The sequence below is a fragment of the Caulobacter sp. DMC95 genome, from assembly GCF_056313785.1.
In genome coordinates, this window is the sequence record NZ_JBQUZP010000009.1 from 30,486 (window position 1) to 46,119 (window position 15,634).

General features: G+C 65.7%; 13 protein-coding genes. 5 read left to right on the forward strand and 8 right to left on the reverse strand.

From position 1 onward, the window contains the following. Positions 1-68 precede the first annotated feature (68 nt). The 5 genes from ACT53N_RS17980 to ACT53N_RS18000 all read right to left on the reverse strand — a co-directional run bounded on the left by ACT53N_RS17980 (position 69) and on the right by ACT53N_RS18000 (position 7,201). A complete protein-coding gene (locus tag ACT53N_RS17980; RefSeq protein WP_476065162.1) occupies positions 69-3,002 on the reverse strand; it encodes a TonB-dependent receptor plug domain-containing protein in 2,934 nt (977 codons plus the stop codon). A gap of 326 nt (positions 3,003-3,328) precedes the next feature. Further along, entirely contained in the window at positions 3,329-4,006 is a 678-nt protein-coding gene (gene phaH, locus ACT53N_RS17985) for a phasin PhaH (protein ID WP_476065163.1), read from the reverse strand. Between the two features lie 85 nt (positions 4,007-4,091). Next, a complete protein-coding gene (gene chrA / locus ACT53N_RS17990; RefSeq protein ID WP_476065164.1) occupies positions 4,092-5,351 on the reverse strand; it encodes a chromate efflux transporter in 1,260 nt (419 codons plus the stop codon). A 34-nt stretch (positions 5,352-5,385) separates the two neighbouring features. Next, positions 5,386-6,207, reverse strand: a complete 822-nt coding sequence (gene rlmJ, locus ACT53N_RS17995; RefSeq protein ID WP_476065165.1) for a 23S rRNA (adenine(2030)-N(6))-methyltransferase RlmJ — start codon at positions 6,205-6,207, stop codon at positions 5,386-5,388. Positions 6,208-6,217: 10 nt separating this feature from the next. Further along, a complete protein-coding gene (locus ACT53N_RS18000) occupies positions 6,218-7,201 on the reverse strand; it encodes a helix-turn-helix transcriptional regulator (protein WP_476065166.1) in 984 nt (327 codons plus the stop codon). Between the two features lie 80 nt (positions 7,202-7,281). On the opposite strand from ACT53N_RS18000, the gene ACT53N_RS18005 reads away from it, so the two are divergent. Together ACT53N_RS18005 and ACT53N_RS18010 are read left to right on the forward strand one after the other, a co-directional pair. Beyond that, positions 7,282-7,632, forward strand: a complete 351-nt coding sequence (locus ACT53N_RS18005; RefSeq protein ID WP_476065167.1) for a hypothetical protein — start codon at positions 7,282-7,284, stop codon at positions 7,630-7,632. 279 nt (positions 7,633-7,911) lie between these two features. Beyond that, positions 7,912-10,563, forward strand: a complete 2,652-nt coding sequence (locus ACT53N_RS18010; protein WP_476065168.1) for a TonB-dependent receptor plug domain-containing protein — start codon at positions 7,912-7,914, stop codon at positions 10,561-10,563. A gap of 75 nt (positions 10,564-10,638) precedes the next feature. Here ACT53N_RS18010 and ACT53N_RS18015 read toward each other — a convergent pair whose 3' ends face one another. After that, entirely contained in the window at positions 10,639-11,187 is a 549-nt protein-coding gene (locus ACT53N_RS18015) for a GNAT family N-acetyltransferase (RefSeq protein ID WP_476065169.1), read from the reverse strand. A 266-nt stretch (positions 11,188-11,453) separates the two neighbouring features. Here ACT53N_RS18015 and ACT53N_RS18020 point away from each other — a divergent pair, with 266 nt between their 5' ends. From ACT53N_RS18020 to ACT53N_RS18030, 3 genes are read left to right on the forward strand one after another with little or no spacing between them, the layout of a single operon-like run. After that, positions 11,454-13,058: a flavin monoamine oxidase family protein gene (locus ACT53N_RS18020; RefSeq protein WP_476065170.1), complete on the forward strand. Its 1,605-nt coding sequence runs from the start codon at positions 11,454-11,456 to the stop codon at positions 13,056-13,058. Positions 13,059-13,080: 22 nt separating this feature from the next. Continuing rightward, complete coding sequence (locus ACT53N_RS18025) at positions 13,081-13,473, forward strand: c-type cytochrome (RefSeq protein ID WP_476065171.1); 393 nt, start codon at positions 13,081-13,083, stop codon at positions 13,471-13,473. A 29-nt stretch (positions 13,474-13,502) separates the two neighbouring features. Then, positions 13,503-13,985, forward strand: coding sequence for a RidA family protein (locus ACT53N_RS18030; protein WP_476065172.1), 483 nt, complete (start codon positions 13,503-13,505; stop codon positions 13,983-13,985). A 191-nt stretch (positions 13,986-14,176) separates the two neighbouring features. Here ACT53N_RS18030 and ACT53N_RS18035 read toward each other — a convergent pair whose 3' ends face one another. Beyond that, the gene (locus ACT53N_RS18035; RefSeq protein ID WP_476065173.1) at positions 14,177-14,557 is read right to left on the reverse strand and encodes a Rieske (2Fe-2S) protein; all 381 of its coding nucleotides are present in this window, start codon (positions 14,555-14,557) and stop codon (positions 14,177-14,179) included. Next, positions 14,554-15,561, reverse strand: a complete 1,008-nt coding sequence (locus tag ACT53N_RS18040; protein ID WP_476065174.1) for a fumarylacetoacetate hydrolase family protein — start codon at positions 15,559-15,561, stop codon at positions 14,554-14,556. Before ACT53N_RS18040 ends, ACT53N_RS18035 begins: the two co-directional genes overlap by 4 nt. Between the last annotated feature and the right edge of the window lie 73 nt (positions 15,562-15,634).

Below are 15,634 nucleotides of genomic sequence, written 5' to 3' on the forward strand. Positions count from 1 at the left end.
GGTTCCTTGAAACAAAGACGGCGGCGACCCGAAGATCGCCGCCGCCATGTTAGCCCGTTGGGCTGAGACTAGAAGTGGGTCGAGATGTTCAGGAACACGCGACGACCCAGATAGTCGTACTGCGAGGCGAACACCGAACCGCCCACCGTGCTGTACTCACCCTGGCCAAGCGTGACCGCCGGAGGGGCTTCGTTGAAGACGTTCGAGACGCCACCCAGGATGGTGAAGCCGTCAAACTTCTTCTGCAGCGACATGTTGTGGTAGGCCGTGAACTCGGTGTGGACCTTGTAGAAGGTCGTGCCCGCCGTGTTCTGGGTCGCTTCGGTTTCGGCGTCAGACGCCTTGCCGATCATGTTGATGCCCCAGAAGGCCGTCCAGTCGTTCTTGGTGAAGCGGAAGTTCAGACGACCGGTCCAGTCGGGGTCGCCGACGAAGCCGTTGTTGTCTTCAACCGTATCGGCGAACAGCGCGATCGTATCCTTCAGCTGCCACGTCGATTGCAGGTCGACGTTCATCTTCACATCCCAAGGCAGTCGCTGACCGTAGCTGACCGTGAGGTCGATGCCGCGGTTCGTCTGCTCGGCGATGTTGATGTAGTTGTTGGTGACCGTGCTGATCAGGTTCGACGCGTTGCGGGTGAACAGCTTGCAGAGCGAGTCGTTCGGGAAGTTGTCCGAGGTGTAGCACCCCCGCACGATGTTCCCCGCGCCGAGGCGACGGATTTCGCCGTCGATCTTGATGTCGAAATAGTCCACCGCGACTTGCAGGTCGGCGAACTTCGGCGACCAGATCACGCCGTAGGTTACGGCCTTGGAGGTTTCTGCCTCCAGATTGCCCTTGCCGCCCGACGAGGAGATCGTAGCCGAGGAACCGGCGCCCGTATGGGTTCCTGGCACGCCGGCCGCGCGGCAGTTATCGGCCAGCTTCTGGCTGATCAGACCCTGAGCTAGGTTCGAGGCCCAGCGGATGCAGGGGTCGATGGTGCGTTGACCGAGGAAGCTGGTCTCGGCGTTCTTGTAGAGCTCGAACAGCGCCGGGGCGCGGAACGAGGTGCCCTGCGTCGCGCGCAGGCGGACCGACGGGATGATCTGCCAGTTCAGGCCGACCTTGTAGGTGTCTTGCTCGCCGTACGAGTTGATCTTGGTGTGACGGCCCGAGACCGACAGGTCGACCCGTTCAGCCAGGAACACGTCGCGCAGCACCGGGATGCTCAGTTCGCCGTAGACTTCACGCGCCAGGTCGTCGCCCTTGGTAATGCCGGCGCCCGAAGAGCCCCAGGCATTGCCGGCCAGAGTGATCGGGCCCGGGACGTCGTTGATCGAGTCCTTGCGGTAGTGGAAGCCGACGGCCGCGCCGACCGAGCCAGCCGGCAGTCGGAACAAGTCGCCCGACATCGAGCCTTCGATCACGAGCTGCTTGTAGGTGGTTTCGCCAGCCTCGTTGTCGAACAGGAAGGCTTCTTCGGCGGCGGTGTACTTACCGGCCAGGAAGTCCGGCGTAACCCAGCTGACGTCGACGCACGACTTCTTGCTGATCGGGGTGGTCTGACCCGCGCACGAACCGGTGCGGTAAGCACCGATATCGACGGCGTCCTTCAAGATCACGTCCTGCGTGTAAACGCCCTTGTTGTGGCTGTACTGAGCAAAGACGTCCCAATCCCAACCCTTGAGGAAGTCGACACTGCCGAAATCACCACGCAGACCGCCGACGTAGCGCTGGTAGTCGACCTTCTGGCCCGACTTGTTGCGGTTCGTGACCGGGGTCGGCGACAGGATGTAGTCACCGGTGAAGCCCGCCGAGAAGGGATCATAGTCGCCGGTGTAGAAGTACGACCAGAATTGACGGTAGTCGTTGGTCTTGGTCGCGCGGCGGTTCAGCAGGATCTCGCCATAGGCTTCGATGCCGTTAGTGATTTCGTAGGCGCCTTGGGCGAACACGGTCGAACGCTCGACGCGCGGCGTCAGCGACGAGGCCAGGTTGAACGGGCTGTTGTAGTCCAGCACGCCCATGTCCGGGTTGGCCGGATCGCCGCTGTGGCCGACGACGAAGAAGCCGGCGGGCATGCCCGGATAATTCGCTTCCTCACCGGCCGGATAGCGCGGGATCAGACCAGCCATCTTGCCGGTGTAGTCGTACTGCAGCTTGCCGTCGAAGCCGGCGAAGTTGAAGTCGTACAGCCAGATTTGATCGTACAGCAGGTCGCGGCACTGGATCTGGCCCGTGCGCGGATCGATCGTGTCCTTGCGCTTGCCCTGAGCGTCGAAGATGTACTGACGGCCGCACGAGGTGAAGGGACGCTGGCCCTTCGTCTGCTCCATGCGCTTGTTGTACTCGTACGCCATGCTGAAGAAGCCGCGGTCGAAGCTCTTGGCCCAGGCGGCGCTGGCGCGGAACTCTTCGCCGCCTTGCTTCTGGGGCTGGCTATAGAACATGTCGAGATCGACGCCGTCGGTGTTGCGCTTGGTGATGATGTTCACCACGCCGGCGACCGCGTCAGAGCCGTAGATCGACGACGCGCCGTCCTTCAGGATGTCGATACGCTCGGTGATCGCCATCGGCAGTACGTTGAGGTCGAAGGCCGAGACCCCGCCCCGCACGCCGGCCGGACCGGCGCGACGACCGTTCAGCAGCACCAAGGTGCGGTTGGCGCCCAGGCCGCGCAGCGAGATTGTCTCGGCGCCAGGACCGCCGTCGGTCACGAAGGCGCTGGAGATGGCGGCGTTGACCTGCGGCGAACCCGACGCGATCGTCGCCGACTGCAGAAGCGCGCCGGTCGAGCCAATGCCCTGCAGACGGCCCTGCTCAGCCGTGATCACTTGCACCGGATCAGGGCTGTTGAACTCGTTGCGCTTGATGCGCGAGCCGGTGACGACGACAGCCTCGACCTCGGTCGCGGGCGCCTGGGCGGGTTCGGCGGTCTGAGCCATGGCCGGGAGAGCCACGCCGACCGCAAGGCCCGCAATGATCGTCGACGCCAGAAGGTGTCTGCGTTGGGTTAGCATGGGAATTCTTGCCTTAGATTACGGATATGCGGTCACGCCTTCCCCAAGCCCCCTTGGCGCGGCGACCCACCGCTTATCCGCCACCCAAGCTGCTTCGCTTCGTGATCGCAATCGCGCCGTCGCGCTTTCGTCGCATTTCCGCGCATGTGTGACATTCGCCACTCAGTTTTTGCGCGAAAACAAGCGAACTACGACCTTGACCTTAGCGTAAGCCGCCGCCGTCTGCGGTAGCGGCACGCATGTCGCATCGAGTTGAAGCGCGGCGGATGACACCCCAGCCGCGCTCACAGCGGATGACCCAGCCCCAGGCTCGCGCCAGGAAGCGCTTAGGCGTCCGTCGTCGCTGCGAACCGCTTGGCCTGGGCGATCCAGGCGTCGCGCTCGGCGCGGCCCTTGAGGTTCAGCAACTGGTCGATCGAGGCCAGTTCATCGGGCGACCAGGCGGCGATCTGGCTGAAGCGCGTCACCCCCAGCTCGGCGAGCGAGGCCGCAAGCTTGGGACCGATCCCAACCAATTGGGTCAGGTCATCGACGCTGTCTTCGACGACTTGAACCACCACATCAGGCGCAGCGGACACTTCGGGCGGAACCTCGGCGATCACCTCGCCCCCCGCCTCGCCGACGTCAGCGGCGATCTCAACGACGGCTTCCGCGCCGAGCGCAAGGGCGGCCTCCTCCGCGTCCATGACGGCCTCGATGGCCTCGACCACCGCCTCCGCGACCGGTTCCAGAACGGGCTCGATCACCGGTTCGAGCGGGGTGTCCAGCGCGGCCTCAGCCTCCAGGGACAGAGCCACGGGCTCCGGCGTCAGGGCCATCAGCGCCTCGAGATTCACGGCCTCGCGCCAACGGGACGCCCACCACCAGTAGGCGGCGCCGGCGGCGGCCGCGCCGCCGAACATCAACCACAACGGCGATGCCGCACCCACCGCAACGCGGGGCGCGGTTTCAGGCTCGACCTTGTCCGTCGAGTAATCTGGAAGAAAGGTGAAAAGCGAAACCATGGCGCGCTCCTGGGCAACCGCGATTTGTTGCAATGCAACATAGCACGGAAATTCCGTTCGCAAGCGCAAAAAGACTGCCGCTACGTCAATAGAGCCCCATCGCCTTCAAAAGCACCGCCGTGACGACCGTCGCCACGATCATGGCCAGCATCGGCAGGCGAAGCGCGAAGGTCAGGGCCAGCGCCAGACCAGTCAGGCCCAACGCGGCGACGTCCAGAGAGCCAAGGCTCGGAACCGTGACCCGCGCTAGACCGAACTCGAGCGTCCAGCCGCCGCGAAACAGCAGATGGATTGCGAACCACAGCGCCAGTTGGCCGATCACGCCCACCGCCGCCGCCGACACCATGGCCAGAGCCCGGCCCGGCCTCGGGCGCCGTCCCCAGCGCTCGAACAGGGGACCGCCCGCGAAAATCCACAGGAACGATGGCGCAAAGGTCGCCCACGCGGCCATCAGTCCGCCCAGAAAGCCCACAATCCAGGCGGCGTCGGACGGAGCGTTCTGGAAGGCCCCGACAAAACCGACGAAAACAAACACTAGGACCAGAGGTCCGGGCGTGGTTTCGGCGAGGCCAAGGCCATCCAGCATCTGGGTCGCCGAGAGCCAGCCAAAACTCGCCGCAGCCTGCCCAAGATAGGCCAGGGCCGCATAGGCTCCACCGAAGCTGATCGCCGCAAGTCCGCCGAAGGTCAGGCCCATCCAGGCCAGGGTGGAGCCCGGAGCGATCGCCCAGGCCAGGATGATCGGCGCCAGCCAAGCCGCCAGGCAGGCCAGGGCCACGCGAGCGCCCCCGCTCCGCGTCGGTGCGGCGGGAGCAAGGTCCGGAGCTACCCTCCCCCCCATGACCCAGCCAGCGACGCCAGCCAGCAGGACGACCAACGGAAACGGTACGACCGTGAAGGCCATCAGGGCGAAGGCGCCGATCGCCACAACGACCGCCGCGCGATCCTTCAGCGTGCGTTGGCCAATCCGCGCGAGGGCTTGGACGACCAGGGCCACCACCGCAGCCTTCAGGCCCAGCAGCACGGGCCCGGCCCAATCCGAGCGCCCATGGGCAACATAAAGCGCTGATAGCCCCAGGATCACCGCCAGGCCCGGCAAGACGAACAACAGACCTGCCGCCAATCCGCCTCGGATCCCGTGCAGCCGCCAACCAAGCCAGGTGGCCAGTTGCTGCGCTTCGGGTCCCGGCAGGAGCATGCAGAAGCTGAGCGCGCGCGCGAACTCATCGTCAGCGACCCACTTTCGGGCCTCGACCACTTCGCGATGCAGCAGCGCAATCTGGCCCGCCGGACCGCCAAATCCCAGGAGGCCGACCTTCAGCCAGATTGGTAGGGCTTCAGCCATAGTCGGCGCCTGAGGTGCGGTGGGGCGCGTCACGTCAGGTCCGCCAGACACGCGAACGGCCGCCAGGCTCGCCCAGGCGCGCCGCAAGCCAGTCGCCAGCCTGAACCGCCGCCGCGTCCACCGAGGCCGGGGCGCCGATCATCACCATCGCGCAGCCGTTCATCTTCATGGGATCCGTCAAAGGTCGGAGGCGGAGCTCCGCCACTAACAGGCCCTTCGTGACGGTTTCCATCGCGCGCAGGAAGGCGTCGAAGGTCTCCAGATCCTTGATCGGCAGCCAGATGGCTACGGCCGCGTCCGGCGCGCTGGCCAGCACGGCGCGGGTGGTGGCGACGATGCGGTCATAGTCGTCCGGCCGCTCGAACGGCGGGTCGATGACGATGAAGGCGCGGCCGCCCTTGCCGGCGTCCTTGACGGCGGTGTCGAAGCCGTCGGCTCTCAGAGCGCGTGTATTCGCGTGCGGCTTCAGCGTCGCGCGCAGCAGATCGACATCGTCGTCGCGCAGTTCGCAGCCGGCATAGCGGTCGTCCTTGCGCAACGTCTCCGCGATCAGGCGCGGCGAGCCAGGATAGAGATCGCCGCGCGGGCCGCCGTTCATCCGCCCGACGGCGTCCAGCAGCGGCTTGAACACCGCCGGCGCGTCCACCGCCGCCTTCAGCCGGAAGATGCCGGCCTGAGCTTCGCCCGAACGACGCGCCATCTCGCCGGCGAGATCATACCCCCCGGCCCCCGCGTGAGTATCGATCACCGCCAGCGCCTGGCTTTCCCGCTGCAGGGCCGACAGCATGGCCAGCAGGATCGCGTGCTTGTGCAGATCGGCGAAGTTGCCGGCGTGGAAGGCGTGGCGGTAGTTCATGCCCTGGCTCCTACCACGCCCCGTGCGCGCGACCAGCCTCGCGCAGTTCCTGGACCATCATGTCCTTGAGAACCTGCGGCGCGACGATCTCGACCGCGTCGCCCCAGGTGAAGAGGTGCCAGGACAGTTCACGCATGCCGCCGGCCCGGAAGGTGACCAGAACTGAGCCATCCGCCTCAGGCGTCACCTGTTGCGTCGCGTGGAAGCGCCAGCGCAGCGCGTCCTCGGCCCGGCTCTTATGAATGCGCAGCACCACGTCCTGGATCTCGTCGTGATAGATGCCGAAGCTCTCATCGGCAAAGGCCTGCAGCGAAAAGTCCTCGGGCGGCGGTGCGGGCTTGTCGAGCACCTTCAGGTCGCTCATCCGATCCAGCCGCCAGGAGCGCGGCTTGCCGCCCTTTCCTTCCAGCGCGACCAAGTAGTTCGAGCGTCCGAACAGCACGCCGAGCGGCGTCACCTCGCGCGTCCGGCCGGGCGTGGAGCCGCCCTCGTAGCGGAATGAAAGCGCCTGCAGCCCCTTGATCGCAGTGCGGATCGCCGTCAGCACGGCTTGGTCCTCGAACGGGCGCGGACCGGCGTGGACGGCGATGGTCTCGGCCTGCACCAAGGCCTCGACGTCCGGCGCCACCCGGCGACGGGCCGAGCCGCGCAGCGCCGACAGAAGCTTGGCCTCCAGGGCATAGAGCGATGCGGCCCGCGCGTCGGCGCCCGAGGCCTTCAGCGAATCCGCAGCTACCCGCAGGGCGGCCAGCTCCTCGGCGGTCGGGGTCTGGAAGACGCCATCCAGGCCCGACGGGATGCGGAAACGCTTGGTCGGCGGATCGTCCACGGCCTCCATCTGCGGAAACGCCGCCCAAACGGCGTCACGCATCCGCTCGGCGGTACGGCGCCCCACGCCCAGGGCCGCGGCCATCTCGTCCAGCGTCAACCCTTCGGCCGATCCCGCCAACATGCGCGCCAGGTCCAGAAGGCGAGTTGCTTTCTCGTGTCTCATGGCGCTCGTCATACGACCGTTTCTGTCGCAATGCGCGAACATTCTTCACTCATCGCTCCTGGAGAACCCAAGGACATCCGATGACCCGCTTCGCCTGCCCGACCTGGACCGTCGCTCCCGTCAACGCCGCCATGATCTCGGCGGTGCTGGACTTCGCCGACATCCACCGCGACTTGGGCGGCGGCCGCACCCTGCGCCGCATCAGCCACGAGCGCGCGGCCAAGGCCGACATGTTCCTGCTGCTGGGCCGCGACGTCGAGCGGGTCACTGACATCGGCCTCGTCTGGAACGATCGCGAGGACCAGATCGTCCGGGTCACAGATGACGCCGAACTGCGCGAGTCGCGCCTGACCCTCTGGGAAGAGGCGTTCGAGCTGTTCGAGACCGAAGAGACCGACGAAATGGACGAACCACTGCGACTTTGCGCCTGAGCCTGAGGCCGTACTGGCGCCAGCTGGCCACCCCCGCGCCGTGAGCACGGCGACAATCTGCCTAAAATCCGTGAACAGACGCCGCGCAAAGGGGCGCCCAAAGGGCGCTTGCGCGGCTTCTGCTTTTTTGTGACGCGGCCCCATTGCCGAACGCCCCAGCTTGAAACCTCATGAATAGATCGACAGTGCGTCGATATATTTTAGTACCCGCGTCAAAAAATATAATCGTCGGGAGAAAAACGTCATGGAGAAGGGAATCGTCATGCGTCAATAAATAGAATGAGGGGGCTACTTATGACTCGGCGTTTTAAACCCGTCCTAATGGCGGGCATTTCCACACTATCTATTACTTTTGGTTACTGCCAATCTGCGGCCGGCGCGGAAACGGTTTCCGCATCAACGCCTGCAGCGGACGCGCCAGCTCAGACGGCGGAACTTGAAACGGTCGTCGTCACCGCCCGCGGCAAGCCCCGCACGGTTCTGGACTCCGCCGTCCCAGTCGACTCCTTCGGCGAAGCCGACATCAAGGCCTCGACCTTCACCGACACCAACGACATTCTGAAGACGCTGGTCCCGTCCTACACCCTGGCCCGTGAGCCGATTTCGGACGGCGCAACCTTCATTCGCCCCGCCAGTCTGCGCGGCCTGCCTACCGACAAGACCCTGTTCATGGTCAACTCCAAGCGTCGCCATCGTTCGGCGCTGGTCACGATCGGCGGCACCGGCGCCCAGGCGCCCGACGCGGCCACGATCCCGGCCTCGGCCCTGAAGAACGTCGTCGTCACGCGCGACGGCGCGGGCGCGCAGTACGGTTCGGACGCCATCGCCGGCGTCATCGACTTCCAACTGAAGGACAGCCCCAGCGGAGGCTCGCTGACCGCGCAGTATGGCCAGTTCTATCTCGGCGACGGTGAGGACGTGCTGGTCACCGGCAACCTCGGTCTGCCGATCGGCGAGAACGGCTTCATCAACACTACCGTCGAGTACACCAGCCAGAACCAGGTCAACCGCGGTCGCCAGTACTGCAACGTTGGCATCCCGAACCAGTCGGCCGGCTTCTGCGTCACCAGCTATGCGGCGACCAATCCGGCCTACGGCGCGCTGATCAACGACTACGTCCAGAAGTGGGGCCAGCCTGACGCCGAAGCCACCCGCGCCGTCGTCAACGCCGGCTACGAGTTCAGTGACAATCTGTCGGTCTACGCCTTCGGCAACTACTCCAAGAGCAGCGCGGTCGAGTACTTCAACTACCGTCCGCCCGTCAGCAACGCCGTCAACGCGACGCCGATCCGCCTGCAAGACGGCTCGACCTTCCAGTTCAGCTCGATCTTCCCGGCCGGCTTCACGCCGATGTTCGGCGGCGACGTGACCGACTACAGTCTCGCCGGCGGCGTCAAGGGCCTGACGGGCTACGGCCTGAGCTACGACCTGTCGGCTCGCTATGGTAACGACAAGATCGCCTACTCCCTCTGGGACACCGTCAACCCCTCGATGGGCCCGGCCTCGCCGAAGAAGTTCTATGACGGCGCCCTGATCTCCAGCGAGTCCGCCGTGAACGCCGACTTCGCCTATGACTGGGAAGGGCTTGGCTTCAAGACGCCCGTGACGATCAACTTCGGCGCCGAATACCGCAAGGAAGGCTACGAGATCGAGCCGGGCGACGTCCCCTCGTACGTCGCCGGAACCTGGGCGACGCCCGATCCCTTCAAGTTCTGTAACGCCACGACCCACACGCCGACGACCGCCGGCCTGGCGCTGCCTGCCACGGCGGGCCTGAACTGCGCCAACTACCTGTCGACCAACGCCGACGGTTTCGCTGGCATTGACCCGGTCTACAACGCGCTGGCGGTCGGCTCGAACGGCTTCCCGGGCAACACCCCGCTCTACTCCGGCAAGCTGACCCGCGACTCCTACGCCGGTTATCTGGAGACCTCCGGCAACGTGACCGAGGAATGGTTCCTCGACTTCGCGGTGCGCGGCGAGCATTTCTCGGACTTTGGCAGCACCTGGAACGGCAAGGCCGCCACCCAGTACCAAGTGACGCCGAACTTCGGCCTCCGCGGCTCGGTGGGCACCGGCTTCCGGGCCCCGACGCCAGGCCAGGCCTTCACCACCAACGTGTCGACCCGCGTGGAGAACGGCGCGATCATCGCCTCGGGCCTCTTCCCGGCGACCAATCCGGTGGCCCAGTTCCTGGGCGCCAAGGAGCTGAAGCCTGAGAAGTCGACCAACTTCGCCGTCGGCTTCACCGCCACGCCGTTCGAAGGCCTGTCACTGACGGTCGACGCCTACAGCATCAAGATCAAGGACCAGTTCTACGCGACGACGCCGATCACCGTGACCCCGGCGATCCGCACGGCCCTGATCTCAGCCAGCATCCCGGGCGCCGACACGATCGGCCAGGTGCAATTCTTCCAGAACGCCTTTGACTCGACGACGACTGGCGTCGACGTCGTGGCGACCTATCGCAAAGCCTGGGAGAACGGCCAGACGACCAACCTCTCGGTCAGCGGAAACTACAACAAGTTCAAGATCGACAAGGTCTTCTCGACCAACTTCTTCGACGCCGAAGGCGTGCATGACTTCGAGAACGCAGCGCCGCGCTGGCGGTCGGTGATCTCGGCGACGCACCAGATCGACAAGTTCAAGGCCACCGGCCGGCTGAACATCTGGGGCCCGTACAAGAACATGTTCAGCGTCGGCAATCCGATCGTCCAGAAGTGGGACCCCGAGACGTTCTTCGACATGGAACTGTCCTATCAGGCCACCGAAAACTATTCGGTCGCCATCGGCGCGCGGAACCTGTTCGCCAACTATCCCGATCCCGACAAGACCGGCGAGTCGGCCACCAACGGCCGCATCTATCGCTCGGACACGATCGTCGATTGGCAAGGCGGCTTCTGGTACGCCAAGGTCTCGGCGACGTTCTAGGGCAAGCGGATAACAGACATGCGAAGGGCCGGGGAACTCCCCGGCCCTTCTGCTTTTTGGAGGGCTATCCAGCCCTTAAAGCGCCTTGCCCATCCGGATCAGCGGCACGCGATAGCCGGTCGAGGTTTCCGCTTCGAACGGCTCGATGTCTTGATAGCCGCACGCTCGATAGAGCGGCACGCCGCCCATGGTCGCGGCCATCTCGACGCGACTGAAACCTTCGGCGCGGGCGGCGGTCTCGCACGCGTCCAGGATGATCCGGCCCACGCCTTTGCGGGTGTGATCGGGGTGAGTGTACATCGCCCGGACGCGCGCGGCGTCGGTTTTGGGATCCAGCAGCGCCGCATCGCGCCCCGCGGAGTGGTCGCCGCCGAACAGCGTCGCGCGCCGGCTCCAGCCACCGCAGCCCGCGATCGCGTCGCCATCCTCGACCACGAAATAGGTGCCGTCAGCGATCAGCTGGGTGTCCAGGCCCATGATCTCGTACGACGCCGCGACGCCTTCCGGCGGCAGGAAGTCCTGGAGAAGCTCGCCGATCGCGCGGTCCATCAGCGCCGACAGCACCGGCATGTCGTCGGGATGCGCAAGGCGCAGGCGAAGTTGGGAACGATCATGAGTCATCACCCTTCATCACCTCGCGCTCTTCCGAGCGAAAAACAAGGATTCGACGGGGAAGGCGCGATCCCCCGCCCTCGCTCAGTGATCGCACAATCTCCGCCTCAGGCGCCCAATGGCGAGGCGTCTGACATGTCAGTCCTGGCGACCGTGGAAAACGGATTGCGCGCGAGGGAGCAGCCTTTCGAGATGGTGAAGGTTTCGGCGCTGGGGATGCCCGACACCGCGCGGGACGTCCTGGCGACGCCCCCCGCAAAAACAAGGGCAGGGATTGAATGAGCGGATCTGACGCGTCATCGGCGGCGAGCGTACTCACGCGCCGGCGGTTCTTTGAAAGCCTGGCCGCGGTCGGCGGCATGTCGCTGGTGCTGTCGGGCATGGAGGCCCTGGGCTTCTCTCAGGCCTCGGCCACCGAACTGCCGCCCGCCCTGACCGGAGGCGCCAAGAACACCAAGATCATCATCTTGGGCGCGGGCCTGGCGGGCATGACCGCCGCCTACGAAATGTCCAAAGCCGGCTATCAGGTCCAGATCCTTGAGGCGCGCGACTATGCGGGCGGTCGCTGCCAGACCGCGCGCAAGGGGTTCAAACACACCGACCTCCTGGGCAACACCCAGGTCTGCGAGTTCGACGACGGCCACTACATCAACCACGGTGCCTGGCGCATCCCGTACCACCACCGCTCGACCCTGCACTACACCAAGAGCTTTGGCGTGTTGCTGGAGAGCTTCGTCAACGACAACGACGCCTCCTACGTCTATTTCGAGAAGGGCAAGGGCCCGCTGAACGGCAAGCCGGTCCGCAAGGGCGAAATCGCCGCCGACGTGCGGGGCTACACCGCCGAACTGGTCGCCAAGGCCGCCAGCGCCGGGGCCCTGGACGCGCCCCTGAGCGGCGTCGATCGCGAGCGGTTCGTAGCCTATCTCGTCAATGAAGGCCGCCTGTCCAAGAGCGACCTGACCTACAAGGGCACCGAGGGGCGCGGCTTCTCGGTGCATCCTGGGGCCGGCGTCGATCCGGGTCCTGGCAAGGAGCTTGAGCCCTTCGCCTTCAAGGACGTGCTCGACAGCAACGCCTGGCGGGTGCTGAGCTCGGTCACTGGCTACGAGCAGCAGCGCACCATGCTGCAGCCGATTGGCGGCATGGACCAGATCGCCAAGGCGTTCGAAAAGCGCGTCGGGCCGATGATCCGCTACTCAACCGTGGTCGAGAAGATCAAACAGTCGCCCACCGGCGTGACGGTCGCGTTCAAGGGACCGGACGGCAAGCTTGGCGAGGTCACCGCCGACTACTGCGTCTGCACCATCCCGCTCAGCGTGCTCAAGCAGATCGATCTGGACGCCTCGGCCCCGTTCAAGGCGGCGATGGAGGGCGTAGCCTATGCGCCGGTCAACAAGATCGGCCTGCAGATGAAGAGCCGCTTCTGGGAAGACAAGCACCAGATCTATGGCGGCCACATCTATACCGACCTCGCGGGTATCGGTTCGATCTCCCTGCCCTCCTACGGCTGGCAAGGGCAGAAGGGCGTGCTGCTGGGGTACTACGCCTTCGGCGGCGAAGCCGCGCGGATCAGCGCCAAGAGCCCGGCCGATCGCGCCGCCTTCGCCGTCGCCGGCGGCCAGAAGGTGTTCCCTGAATACGCCGAGAACTTCGAGAACGCCTTCTCCTTCAGCTGGCACCTGGCAGAGCACAATCTGGGGGGCTGGGCGGAATGGGGCGAGACCGGCCGCAAGGAGGCCTATCCGATCCTCTGCGAGCCCGATGGTCGCCTCTATCTGGCCGGCGAACACCTCAGCTACCTTGGGGGCTGGCAAGCCGGCGCCATCGAGTCGGCCTGGCAGCAGATCGCCAAGATCCACGCCCGCGTCCAGCAGGCCTAAAGTCCACCGTTCGAGGATACGCATGACGTTCGCTCACCGCCTCGCCGCCCTGGCGCTCGCCGCAGGTCTGGCCGCCCCGGCTATCGCGTCGGCCGATGGCAAGTCCCTGTACATGGACAACTGCTCGGCCTGCCATCAGGTCTCGGGCAAGGGCGTCAAGGGCGCCTTCCCGCCTCTGGCCGGCGCGCCCCTGGTGCAGGGACCGCCCAAGGTTCTGATCACCACGGTGCTCAACGGTCGCGCCGGCATGCCCGCCTTCAAGGACGACATCAACGACGCCGACCTCGCGGCGATCCTGACCTACGCCCGCACGACTTGGGGCAACAAGGGCTCGGCGATCAAGCCCGCCGATGTCGCCGCCGCCCGCGTCGCCGCCAAGGCCGCCGCCAAGCCGCGCGGCCTGCAAGCGCACTGACCTTCAGCCTTCACCATAGGGAAGACGCCATGAAACGCCTGATTGCTCTTACCATCGCCGCCTGCGCCCTGACCGGCGCCGCCCACGCCCAGGAGATCGTCCGCGGCGGCGACCCCAAGTCGGCCATCGCCAGTGTCGTCACCGTGCCGGCCGGCTACGACACCATCTATGTCTCGGGCATGACCCCGCCGGTCATCGACGACAAAGCGACCGGCGTCGCCCGCTTCGGCGACACCAAGACCCAGACCCTCGGCGTGCTAGGCCGCATCGAAGCCGCCCTGAAGAGCCAAGGCGCCACCATGGCCGACGTCGTGATGATGCGCGTCCTGCTGGTCGGCGACCCGGCCAAGGAGGGCAAGATGGACTTCATGGGCATGATGGAAGGCTACAAGACCTATTTCGGCACCGCCGCCCAGCCCAACAAGCCGGCCCGCATCACCAGCCAGATCACCGGCCTCGTCGCCGATGGCATGCTGGTCGAGATCGAAGTCCAGGCCGCCAAGAAGAAATAGAGGAGCCCGCCGCGCATCGGATTTCACCGTTCCGCGAAATAATTTCCGTGACAACGTTGTCACGTCTAATTCAAACAGCTATACGGAACTCAGCCCTTTCGGGCGTTTCCTCCCAATGACTCGGCCGCCTTCTTCTCCTGGAAGGCGGCCGTTCTTTTGTCTGGGGATAGGCGCGATTGCGTTTGCGCTCCCTACGCCGTCACCACTCGCCCGTCGCTCACCTCCACCGGCCAAGGCTTGAGCCGCGCGCCGACGCACGGGCCACCGACGCAAGCGCCTTCGTCAACGGTGAACACCGCCCCGTGCCAGGAGCACATGATCAGCCCGCCATCCGGCGTCAGGTAGCGGTCCAGTTCCTGGGCCAGCGGCAAGCCGGCGTGCGGGCAGCGGTCGACATAGCCGAACACCGCCTCGCCCCGGCGCACCACGAAACCGTGGAACCGTGCCTCGCCGATCTGAAGCACGTAGTTGCGCGCGCCGCCGTCCGGGATCAGGTCCAGCGAGCCAAGATTAATCCCGGCCCGCGTCTCCCAAATCCGCCCAACTGCAGCGGACGCGGTCTCGTCCGTCAAATGCGTTCGACCGTCTGTTCGATAGCGCCAAAGATCGAGTGCCCCTTGGGGTCCTTCATCTCGATACGGATCGTGTCGCCGCCCAGCAGGAACGGCGTCTTGGGCGCGCCGTGGAGAATAGTCTCGACGGTGCGAACCTCGGCCAGGCACGAATAGCCCAGACCGCCCTCGCTGATCGGCTTGCCCGGACCCCCGTCGGCGTCGCGGTTGCTGACCGTACCCGAGCCTACGATGGTCCCGGCGCACAAGGACCGGGTCTTGGCGGCGTGAGCCACCAGCGTGCCGAAGTCGAAGGTCATGTCGACGCCGGCGTCCGCGCGACCGAAGTCCTTGCCGTCCAGCTCGACCAGCAGCGCCCCGTGCAGCTTGCCGTCCTTCCAGGCCTCGCCCAGGGCGTCGGGCGACACCGCCACCGGCGAAAAGGCGCTAGCGGGCTTGGACTGCAGGAAGCCGAAGCCCTTGGCCAGTTCGCCCGGGATCAGGTTGCGCAGCGAGACGTCATTGCACAGCATGACCAGACGGATGGCGGCCAGAGCCTCCTCGCGGGTCGCGCCCAGCGGCACGTCATCGACGATGACCGCTACCTCGCCCTCGAGGTCGCAGCCCCAGCTGGCGTCCGCCAGCGGGATCGGATCGCGGGGGGCCAGGAAGCCGTCCGACGCGCCCTGGTACATCAAGGGATCGGTCCAGAAGCTGTCGGGCATCTCGGCGCCGCGCGCCTTGCGCACCAGCTGCACGTGATTCACATAGGCCGAACCGTCGACCCACTGATAGGCGCGCGGCAGCGGGCTCAGGGCCTCGTGCTCGTGGAAGCGCTCCTTGGGCACCGCGCCGTGCTCCAGGCTCTCGGCCAGGCCCGCCAGCATCGGCCCGCAGCGCTCCCAGTTGTCGAGCGCCGCCTGCAAGGTCGGCGCGATCGTCCCGGCGTCGGTGAACCAGGCCAGGTCGTTGGAGACCACGACCAGACGGCCGTCGCGACCACCCTTGAGAGACGCCAGCTTCATTCGGTTTTCCTCCGGGACTTGGAATTTTCAGCCATCCCCCCACATCGCTGGACCGCGCGCAAGCCGGATCGAG

Excerpts from the sequence above, each read along its gene's own strand:
- ACT53N_RS17980 (WP_476065162.1), bottom strand. The coding sequence starts at position 3,002 with ATGCTAACCCAACGCAGACACCTTCTGGCGTCGACGATCATTGCGGGC.
- ACT53N_RS18005 (WP_476065167.1), top strand. The coding sequence starts at position 7,282 with ATGACCCGCTTCGCCTGCCCGACCTGGACCGTCGCTCCCGTCAACGCC.
- ACT53N_RS18020 (WP_476065170.1), top strand. The coding sequence starts at position 11,454 with ATGAGCGGATCTGACGCGTCATCGGCGGCGAGCGTACTCACGCGCCGG.
- ACT53N_RS18040 (WP_476065174.1), bottom strand. The coding sequence starts at position 15,561 with ATGAAGCTGGCGTCTCTCAAGGGTGGTCGCGACGGCCGTCTGGTCGTG.
- chrA (WP_476065164.1), bottom strand. The coding sequence starts at position 5,351 with ATGGCTGAAGCCCTACCAATCTGGCTGAAGGTCGGCCTCCTGGGATTT.
- ACT53N_RS18010 (WP_476065168.1), top strand. The coding sequence starts at position 7,912 with ATGAGGGGGCTACTTATGACTCGGCGTTTTAAACCCGTCCTAATGGCG.
- ACT53N_RS18030 (WP_476065172.1), top strand. The coding sequence starts at position 13,503 with ATGAAACGCCTGATTGCTCTTACCATCGCCGCCTGCGCCCTGACCGGC.
- ACT53N_RS18025 (WP_476065171.1), top strand. The coding sequence starts at position 13,081 with ATGACGTTCGCTCACCGCCTCGCCGCCCTGGCGCTCGCCGCAGGTCTG.
- ACT53N_RS18000 (WP_476065166.1), bottom strand. The coding sequence starts at position 7,201 with ATGAGACACGAGAAAGCAACTCGCCTTCTGGACCTGGCGCGCATGTTG.
- rlmJ (WP_476065165.1), bottom strand. The coding sequence starts at position 6,207 with ATGAACTACCGCCACGCCTTCCACGCCGGCAACTTCGCCGATCTGCAC.
- phaH (WP_476065163.1), bottom strand. The coding sequence starts at position 4,006 with ATGGTTTCGCTTTTCACCTTTCTTCCAGATTACTCGACGGACAAGGTC.